This is a genomic window from Haladaptatus sp. (genome assembly GCF_049589095.1).
Taxonomy (GTDB): domain Archaea; phylum Halobacteriota; class Halobacteria; order Halobacteriales; family Haladaptataceae; genus Haladaptatus.
In genome coordinates this window covers 1-8,339 of the sequence record NZ_JBAWAC010000680.1, presented here as the reverse complement: position 1 = coordinate 8,339, position 8,339 = coordinate 1, and the positions used below count along the sequence as shown (strand labels likewise).

Here is an 8,339-nt window from a genome sequence, read left to right as displayed (position 1 = left end):
GACCACGACGCCGTCGCGGTGGCTCTCCCCGGCAAACCGGTCGCCGCGTTCCTCAGCGCAATTTCCGTCTGCCGAGCGCTTCTCACCGCGGAAACCTCCGAACCGACCGAACGCGCACGACTCGGGTGTGACCTCGTGGTTCCGGACCGTGAAGTCGAGTTCGTCGTACCCGTTGAACGCCGAGGCGACGAACTCGTTCCGCTCGGGCACGCTGACTCGTCGGTTCCGATCTACGGCGAGCGATTCTCGCCGCGCATCCTCGCCGACTGTGCCCGCGTGCTGGAAATGGACGGCTACCTCCGGGTGCGAGAGTCGCTCGACGTCGGGGAGACGGTTCGATTCGTCCCGACGGAGGTCGTGACGTGACGCTCCCGGTAATTCGGCCGCCGTTCAACGGGCCGGACGAGGATTCGAGATCCAGCCGTCCGGACGCGTCCGTCGCGGGTGTCTTGCTGGCCGCCGGTAGCAGTTCGCGCTTCGGCGAGTCGGACAAACTCCTGGCCTCGCTCGACGACGATCCGCTGGTTCGACACGCCGCGCGGAGCCTCCGCTACGCGAGCGAACTCGACGCCGTCGCCGCCGTCGTCGGCGAAAACGCCGACGGGGTTCGGGACGCGCTCGACGGGTTCGACCTTCCGATCATCGAAAATCCCGACGCGGAACGCGGCCAGGCCACGTCCGTCCGGGCGGGCGTCGAATGGGGGCGGGAGTACGACGCCATCGTCTTCGCGCTCGGCGACATGCCACACGTCCAATCCCGGAGCATCAACCGCCTCGTTTCAGCGTATCGTGCAGGTTCCGGGGACGCCCTCGCCGCCGCCTTCGACGGCCGACGCGGCAACCCCGTCCTCTTCGATTCCATCCACTTCGACGCCCTCGCAGACGTTTCAGGGGATATCGGCGGGCGTGAGATCCTGCTCGACGGCGAGCACTCCGCACTGATCGAAACCGGCGATCCGGGGGTTCTGCTGGACGTAGATACGAAGGGCGACCTGCGAAACGTTCGCTACGAATAGACCGACGAAGCAACGAGCAGACCGACGAAGCAACGAGCGACTCGCTTACGATCCTTCTCGAATCGTGCGCCAGACGGTTTCCTCGGTCAGCGGCATGTCGATGCTCTCCACGCCGAACGGTTCGAGTGCATCCAGAACAGCGTTGACGAGCGCCGGAGGTGTGGCGATGGTTCCGGCCTCGCCGATTCCCTTTACGCCGAGGGGATTGGTCGGACTCGGCGTGACGGTGCTCCGTGTCTCCATCGGCGGAATCTGCTGGATTTTCGGAATCGCGTAATCCTGCATCGATCCGGTGACGAGCGTTCCGGCGTCGTCGTACACGGCTTGCTCGTAGAGCGCTTGTCCGATGCCCTGCGCGACCCCGCCGTGGACTTGCCCTTCCACGATTCGGGGGTTAATTTGCTCGCCGCAGTCGTCCACGGCGACGTAGCGTTCGACCTCGATTTCACCCGACTCGGGGTCCACCGCGACCACGGCGGCGTGACAGCCGAAGGCGTAGGCCGTCCCGTCCTGGTCGTAGAACGTCGTGGACTCCAACCCGGCCGATTCGTCCGGCGGAAGTTGACGGCTGTAGGCCGCACTCGCGACCTGTTCGAACGCGACGGCGCGGTCGGGCGCACCCACGACGCGGAACTCGCCGTCCTCCTGTGCGATATCCTCGGGGGCGGCCTCCAACCGGTCGGCGGCGATGCGTCGGGCCTTGTCGGCGACTTCACCCGCGCTCTCGGCGACGGCGTTTCCACCGGCAATCGTGCTCCGACTGCCGAAGGTTCCCGTTCCGGCCGGAATGCGGTCCGTGTCGCCCTCCACTACGTCGATATCGTCGTAGGGGACGCCGAGTTCGTCGGCGACGATCTGGGCGTAGGTCGTTCCGTGACCCTGGCCGTGGGAGTGCGTTCCCGCGTAGACCGTCACGCCGCCGTCGGGGTGGACGCGGACGACGCCGCTCTCGAACCCGCCGCCGGTCGATTCGACGAAACAGGCGAGACCGATACCGAGGTAGCGGCCGTCGTCTCGCTTCCGCCCGTCCACCTGTCCGTTCCCGTCCTCCTGCTGTGCGCGGAGTTCGTCGTACCCCACGGCGTCGAGCGCTTCGTTTAGTGCGGTTTCGTAGTCGCCGCTGTCGTAGTTCGCGCCGACGGCGGTTTCGTGGGGGAACTCCTCGGGCGGAATCTGATTGTGGCGTCTGAACTCGGCGGGGTCGGTGTCCAGTTCCCGCGCGGCGCGGTCCACGAGTCGCTCGGTGACGTAGATGGCTTCCGGACGGCCAGCGCCGCGGTAGGAGTGGACGGGGGCCGTGTTCGTCAGGACGCTGTGAGTCCGGCAGTGGATGGCGGGGAGGTCGTACTGGCTGGCCAGCAGGCGGCCGTACCAGCCCGGAAGCGCCGGGCTGACGCCGAGTCCGTAGCCTCCGAGTCCGGCGTGGGTTTCGGCCTGGAGACCCCGAATCGTGCCGTCATCGTCGAACGCCAGTTCGGCCGTCGTTCGGTGGTCCCGGCCGTGGGCACCGGCGAGATAGTTCTCAGAGCGCGTGGCGGTCCACTTCACCGGAATTCCGAGTTCGCGGGAACACCACGCCGCGACGGCTTCGCCGGGGTGGTGGTGGCCCTTGTGTCCAAAGCCGCCGCCGACGCTCGGTGCGACGACGCGGATTCGATTCTCGGGGATGCCGAGCGTGTCCGAGAGCTTGCCTCGATGGCCGTGCGGTGACTGGCTCGTCATCGTCACGGTCAGCGACTCCTCGACGTCGTCGTACTCCGCGAGCGCCGCCCGTGGCTCCATCGCGTTGGCGATGAGGCGGTTGTTCTCCAGTTCGATTTCGACGACGCGGTCCGCATCCTCGAACGCTCCCGCGGTGGCGTCCGCATCGCCCATGTCTGTGTCGGTCACGACGTTGTTCGGGACCCCCTCGAAAATCTCGGGCGCATCCTCCGCAGTCGCCTCGATCGGGTCCGTCACGGCGTCGAGACGGTCGTAATCAACATCCACGGCGTCCGCGGCGTCCGTGGCGACGTAGCGATCCTCGGCGACCACGGCGGCGACCGGCTGGCCGTGATACCGCACTCGCCCGTCGGCGAGAATCGGGTGACCCGGAATCTCGTTGTCGAGAAACCCGGTCTCGACGGGAATGGTTCCCGGAGTATCCGAGTGTTCGATGTCCTCCCACGTGTAGACTCCCAGAACGCCATCCGTGGCTTCGGCATCGCTGGTGTCGATGTCCTCGACGGTCGCGTGACCGTAGCGACTCCGAACGAAGACGAGATACGCCATTCCGGATGCGTTCAGGTCGTCGGTGTACGTCGCCCGCCCGGTCACGAGCACTGGATCCTCCCGTCGTTCGAGGTCCCGCCCGACCATCGCCCCTTCGGGATTCTCACTCATCTCCTCCCGTACTACCGTTTCGCACGGAATCAAACTGTCGAGTCCGGAAAAACGGTCGGAGGGAGGAGCAGTCCGTAAAGAAACTGGAATAGAAGCTGTCCACGATGGGGCAACCAAAAACAGGTCCGCGACGGGCCGACCAAGAGCTGTCCCCGACGAGCCGGAGGTTATGGACGGAGTTGGAGATAACTGTACGCGAATTTCGACCAGTTGTTACCAACGGTTGGTTAGATGCCGAAGATTCTTTTCATTGGAATCCTAAATCCGGGTATGTCATTTCGACTGTCAGACGAGCAGCGTGCGATACGCGAGGCGGTGCGCGAGTTCGGCGAGGAGGAGATAGCGCCCGTCGCGCGGGAGCACGACGAGGAGAAGAAGTATCCCGAGGAGCTCATCGAGAAGGCGGCGGAGCTCGACTTGCTCGCCCCGGGTATTCCCGTGGAGTACGGCGGCGCGGGGATGGACACCCTCTCGTCCATCATCGTCACCGAGGAACTGTGGCGGGCCGACGCGGGTATCGGGAGCGCCATCGGCAGTCGAGGATTCGGGTCGAACATGATCCGGAAGTTCGGCGACGAGTGGATGAAGGAGGAGTGGCTCCCCCGAATCGCCAACGGCCAATCGGCGTGCTGTAGCTGTATCTCGGAGCCGGGCCACGGGTCGAACGTCGCCGGAATCGAGACCACCGCGGAGACGGACGGCGACGAGTACGTCATCAACGGCAACAAGATGTGGATCACGAACGGCACCGTCGCGGACGTGGCCGTCGTCATGGCCAAGACGGACCCCGACGCCGAACCGCCACACCGCGGCATCAGTGCCATCCTCGTCCCGACGGATACGGATGGGTTCAAACCGACGAAAATCGACAACAAACTCGGCATCCGCGCCTCGGACCTCGCGGAAATCGTCCTCGACGACGTGCGCGTCCCCACCGAGAACGTCATCGGCGAGGAGGACAAGGGCTTCTACCAGTTGATGAACTTCTTCGCCTCCGGCAGGGTGAGCGTCGCTTCGCAGGCCGTCGGCGTCGCGCAGGCCGCCGTGGACCAGTCCATCGACTACGCCAGCGAGCGCGAGCAGGGTGGAAACCTCATCAAGGATTATCAGGCCATCGGGCACAAGGTCGCCGACATGGCGACGGACGTGGAAGCCGCCCGGTCGCTCACCTATCGCGCCGCCTCGCACGTCGAGGAGGGCGACGACCGCCTCGCAACCCGCTTTGCGAGTATGGCCAAACTCTTCGCCAGCGAGCACGCCGTCGATGTCGCCGACGACGCCATCCAGGTCCACGGCGGCGCTGGCTACGTCACCGACCATCCCGTCGAGCGCTACTACCGCGACGCCCGCATCACGAAAATCTACGAGGGCACCAGCGAAATCCAGAAGAACATCATCTCCGACGACCTGTTCTAGGACAGCTTGCGATATCGACTTTTGATGGAAAGTGAGGTGTAGAGACGATCAACTGCCGTGGCGCGCGCTGGCACAGTCCTGAGGACATGTCGTCCGAAGGGCTGTGCCAGCGCGCAAGGGATGAGGCTTGCGAGACGCGGAGCGTCTCGCTGACCTGCGGCCGCAGCCCGCAGGTATCGCAGCGACTGAAAGGAGCGAGAAACGCAATCGGTTGGGGAGGGCGTGGTGCGGTGCGGCGGTGTGGTTGCGCTACTGTGTTTGGGTGGGCTTTCGAGGTCTTCACTCCAGTAGTTGCAATGAAGATGCGAGCAGTTACAGACGTCAATGAGACCGCAACCGCCTCCGCACCACACCCTCCCCAACCGACTCCTCGCTATCGCTCGTCGCCCACCGTCAGAGCAAAGCTCTGACGAGCCGTTCGTTCACTACCGTTTACGAAGACCTCGCGCACCGCTCGATATCCTCGCTCCTGCGCGCCGACCGCCTCGGGTTGTGAGTATTCGGGAAAATCTGTTTGTCCCATCTATCGAATAGCATCAAACACGCCTCGTTCGAAAGAGAACCCTGATAACCCGTTCTCCGGAAGGAACAGTATGACCGACGAGACGGAATCACCGAACTGGGAGTTCAAGGAGCGGGACATCGCCATCCTGCGGGAACTGACACGCGACCCACAGCTATCCTCGCGGGAGTTGACGACCATCCTCGCCGAGGAGTACGACATCGAAGTGTCGCACGTCACCGTGAGCGAGTCTATCCGCGAGATGCGGAACGAGGGCGTGTTCCGGGAGGCCATCATTCCCAACGAGGAGTACTACATCTTCGGCCTGTTCGAGTTCAAGTTCAACCCGGAACATTTCGCGGACAGTTGGCGCGCCGCGATGGAGTACATCCGCGACGACCCCAACACGCTGTTTTACTTCCTCTCGGACGGCGAGTACCAGTGGAAGACGGTGATGATGTTCCCCAACCGGCAAGCGGAGTCACAGTGGATTCACGAGTTCTACAAGGAACACGGGGACGTGATCGACAACATTCGCAACTCGGTGGTGCACAACGTGCTCAAGTTCCGCACCGACCCCGAGATATTCGAGGGACTGGACGACGAGTACAAAAAATAGTAGAGAGCCGCCCACGACCTCGCTCACCGCACCAGCGAGAGGAGTTCGCACGACAGCACGACCTCGTCCCGCTGGTTCAGCACCTCGGCCTCGTACCGGACGACGCCGTTCCCGGTCGGATGGTCGCGCGCTTCCTTCTCGATCAGTTCCAAGGTGACGTGAACCGTATCGCCGAAGAAGACGGGCGCTCGAAAGCGGAGTCGGTCCACGCCGTAGAACGCCACCGTCTCCGCGCGTTCGTGGACGATGCGCCGCGTGAGGCCGGTCATGACCGAAAACACGAGCGCGCCATGGGCGATCCGCTCCCCGAAATCCGACTCGGCCATCTCGGTCTCGCTGGTGTGAAGCGTGTTGAAGTCGCCGCTCACGCCCGCGAAGTTGACGACGTCGGCCTCGGTGATGGTGCGCGTAGGTGTCGTCAGTTCCCTTCCCACTTCCAACTCCTCGAACGGGACCGTCACGGCTACTCCCCCGTGAACTCGGGGTCGCGGTCCTCGCCGAACGCGGCGGTTCCCTCGCGCACGTCGTCGGTGCTCATGAGCAGACCGAAGCCCTGACTCTCCATCGCCAGCGCGGCGTCGAGGCTCGCGTCGGCCCCTTCGTTCATCACCTTCTTCGCCACCTTCAGGCCGACTGGCGGCCCTTCGAGCATGTCGTCCACGAACTCAGCGACGACCGAATCGAACTCCCGGTCGGGCACGGAACGGTTGATGAGCCCCCAGTCCTCGGCGCGGTCGGCGTCGATGCGGTTGCCCCGGAACACGAGTTCCTTGGCGCGCGTCTCGCCGAGCAGTCTGATCAGTCGCTGGGTGCCGCCGCCGCCGGGAATGAGTCCGAGCCGAATTTCGGGGGACCCGAACTCCGATTTCTCCGTGGCGATCCGCATGTCACAGGCGAGCGCCAGTTCCAACCCGGCACCGAGACAGTAGCCGTCCACCTTCGCAATCGTCGGACACTCGAACTCGTTGACCGTCTCGAACGTCGGCGTCACGTCCATGAAGTCCGTGGGCGTGGCGTCCGCGAACCCGCCGATGTCGGCTCCCGCGCTGAACGCGCGGTCGCCAGCACCCTCGAAGGTGACACACCGCACGTCGTCGGTATCGACCGATGTGAGCAGGTCGTCGATTTCGCCGAGCAAATCGGCCGAAAGTGCGTTCAGGCGCTCCGGCCGGTTCAGTTCGATTTCGAGCAGACCATCGTCGGAGAGGACGTAGTTCAGTAACTGGTAGGTACCCGGCCCGTCGCCGCTGGTCGAATACTCGTGGAATCCTTCGCCTGCTTTCTCGCCGGTTTTTCCGGCTTCGACCAGTTCGACGAGATAGTCGTCCGGTTCGAACCTCGCCTCTCCCGTCTCCTCGTGCAGGGATTCGAGTTTGTCCAGAACGGTGTCGAGACCGATTTTGTCCGCGCGTCGGCAGATACCCTCCGGGAACCCGAGTCCGAGACGGACGCCGGTGTCGATTTCGTCGGGTCGGGCGACGCCCTCCCCGACGAGTCGCGCCGCCTCGTTGACCATCCGGGCCTCGATTCGCAGGGTGTCGAACCCCTCGCCGTCGCCGGGTTCGTAGTTGACTCCTTCTCCATCGACGGCTTCGTAGTCGTAGTATCCCTTCCCCGTCTTCTGTCCCAGTTCCTCGTTTTCGACCTTCTCGGCCATGATAGGCGGAATCTCCCGCCCGGACTCGTTGCGGACGTGATAGCCCACGTCGATACCGGTCAGGTCCATGAGTTCGAACGGCCCCATCGGGTAGCCCCGCTGGTGGACCATCGCGGCGTCCACCTCGCGTATCGTCGCCTCGCCGTTCGACACCATCCACGCGGGTTCGTCCCCGAACGGACCGAGGACGGTGTTGACGACGAAGCCGCGAACGTCCTTCCGGACGTAGATCGGCGTCTTGCCGATGGATTCGGCGAACTCGTACGCCGTCTCCGCCGTCTCGTCGCTCGTCCGCTCGCCGTAAATGATTTCGACCAAGTCCATCTTCACTGGCGGGTTGAAGAAGTGCATGCCGACCACGTCCTCCGGTCTGGAGGTGACACCGGCCATCTCAGTAACGCTCAGGCTGGACGTGTTCGACGCCAGCAGGGCGTCCTCGGGCGCGAACTGGTCGAGGTCGATGAACACCTCCCGCTTGAGGTCCATCCGCTCGGGCACCGCCTCGATGACGAGGTCGGCGTCGGCCACCGCCGATTCCAGATCGACTGCCGTCTCGACGCGTCCGAGAACGTCCTCGGCCGACTCGTCGATGAAGCCCTTCTCGGCCAACTTCTCCAGACTCCACTCGATGTTCTCGTACCCGTTCGTGACGAACTCCTCCTCGACGTCGCGCATGGTAACGTCGTACCCGGCGATGGCGGCCACTTCCGTGATTCCGTGACCCATGTTTCCAGCACCGAGCACAGT

6 protein-coding genes and 1 pseudogene are annotated in these 8,339 nt (G+C 64.2%); 4 read left to right on the top strand and 3 right to left on the bottom strand.

What is annotated here, in order from left to right; translation table 11 throughout:
* Positions 1-366: pseudogene (locus WBV42_RS21320) on the top strand (molybdopterin molybdotransferase MoeA); the annotation flags it as partial.
* The gene (locus WBV42_RS21315; RefSeq protein ID WP_423987818.1) at positions 363-1,016 is read left to right on the top strand and encodes a nucleotidyltransferase family protein; all 654 of its coding nucleotides are present in this window, start codon (positions 363-365) and stop codon (positions 1,014-1,016) included. The pseudogene WBV42_RS21320 and the gene WBV42_RS21315, both read left to right, overlap by 4 nt.
* 45 nt (positions 1,017-1,061) lie before the next feature.
* On the opposite strand, the gene WBV42_RS21310 is transcribed toward WBV42_RS21315, so the two are convergent.
* A complete protein-coding gene (locus tag WBV42_RS21310) occupies positions 1,062-3,398 on the bottom strand; it encodes a xanthine dehydrogenase family protein molybdopterin-binding subunit (RefSeq protein WP_423987817.1) in 2,337 nt (778 codons plus the stop codon).
* Positions 3,399-3,668: 270 nt separating this feature from the next.
* Here WBV42_RS21310 and WBV42_RS21305 point away from each other — a divergent pair, with 270 nt between their 5' ends.
* Positions 3,669-4,814, top strand: a complete 1,146-nt coding sequence (locus WBV42_RS21305) for an acyl-CoA dehydrogenase family protein (protein ID WP_423987816.1) — start codon at positions 3,669-3,671, stop codon at positions 4,812-4,814.
* 593 nt (positions 4,815-5,407) lie between these two features.
* Positions 5,408-5,935 (top strand): Lrp/AsnC family transcriptional regulator, encoded by a 528-nt coding sequence (locus WBV42_RS21300; RefSeq protein WP_066145302.1) that lies wholly within the window; start codon positions 5,408-5,410, stop codon positions 5,933-5,935.
* A gap of 23 nt (positions 5,936-5,958) precedes the next feature.
* On the opposite strand, the gene WBV42_RS21295 is transcribed toward WBV42_RS21300, so the two are convergent.
* Positions 5,959-6,396 (bottom strand): MaoC/PaaZ C-terminal domain-containing protein, encoded by a 438-nt coding sequence (locus WBV42_RS21295; RefSeq protein ID WP_423987815.1) that lies wholly within the window; start codon positions 6,394-6,396, stop codon positions 5,959-5,961.
* Between the two features lie 2 nt (positions 6,397-6,398).
* On the bottom strand, positions 6,399-8,339 hold a 1,941-nt coding region (locus tag WBV42_RS21290; protein ID WP_423987814.1), incomplete at its 5' end, for a 3-hydroxyacyl-CoA dehydrogenase/enoyl-CoA hydratase family protein.

Bases quoted from the DNA above. Each gene is read 5' to 3' on its own strand.
- WBV42_RS21305 (WP_423987816.1), top strand. From the start codon at position 3,669: ATGTCATTTCGACTGTCAGACGAGCAGCGTGCGATACGCGAGGCGGTG.
- WBV42_RS21310 (WP_423987817.1), bottom strand. From the start codon at position 3,398: ATGAGTGAGAATCCCGAAGGGGCGATGGTCGGGCGGGACCTCGAACGA.
- WBV42_RS21300 (WP_066145302.1), top strand. From the start codon at position 5,408: ATGACCGACGAGACGGAATCACCGAACTGGGAGTTCAAGGAGCGGGAC.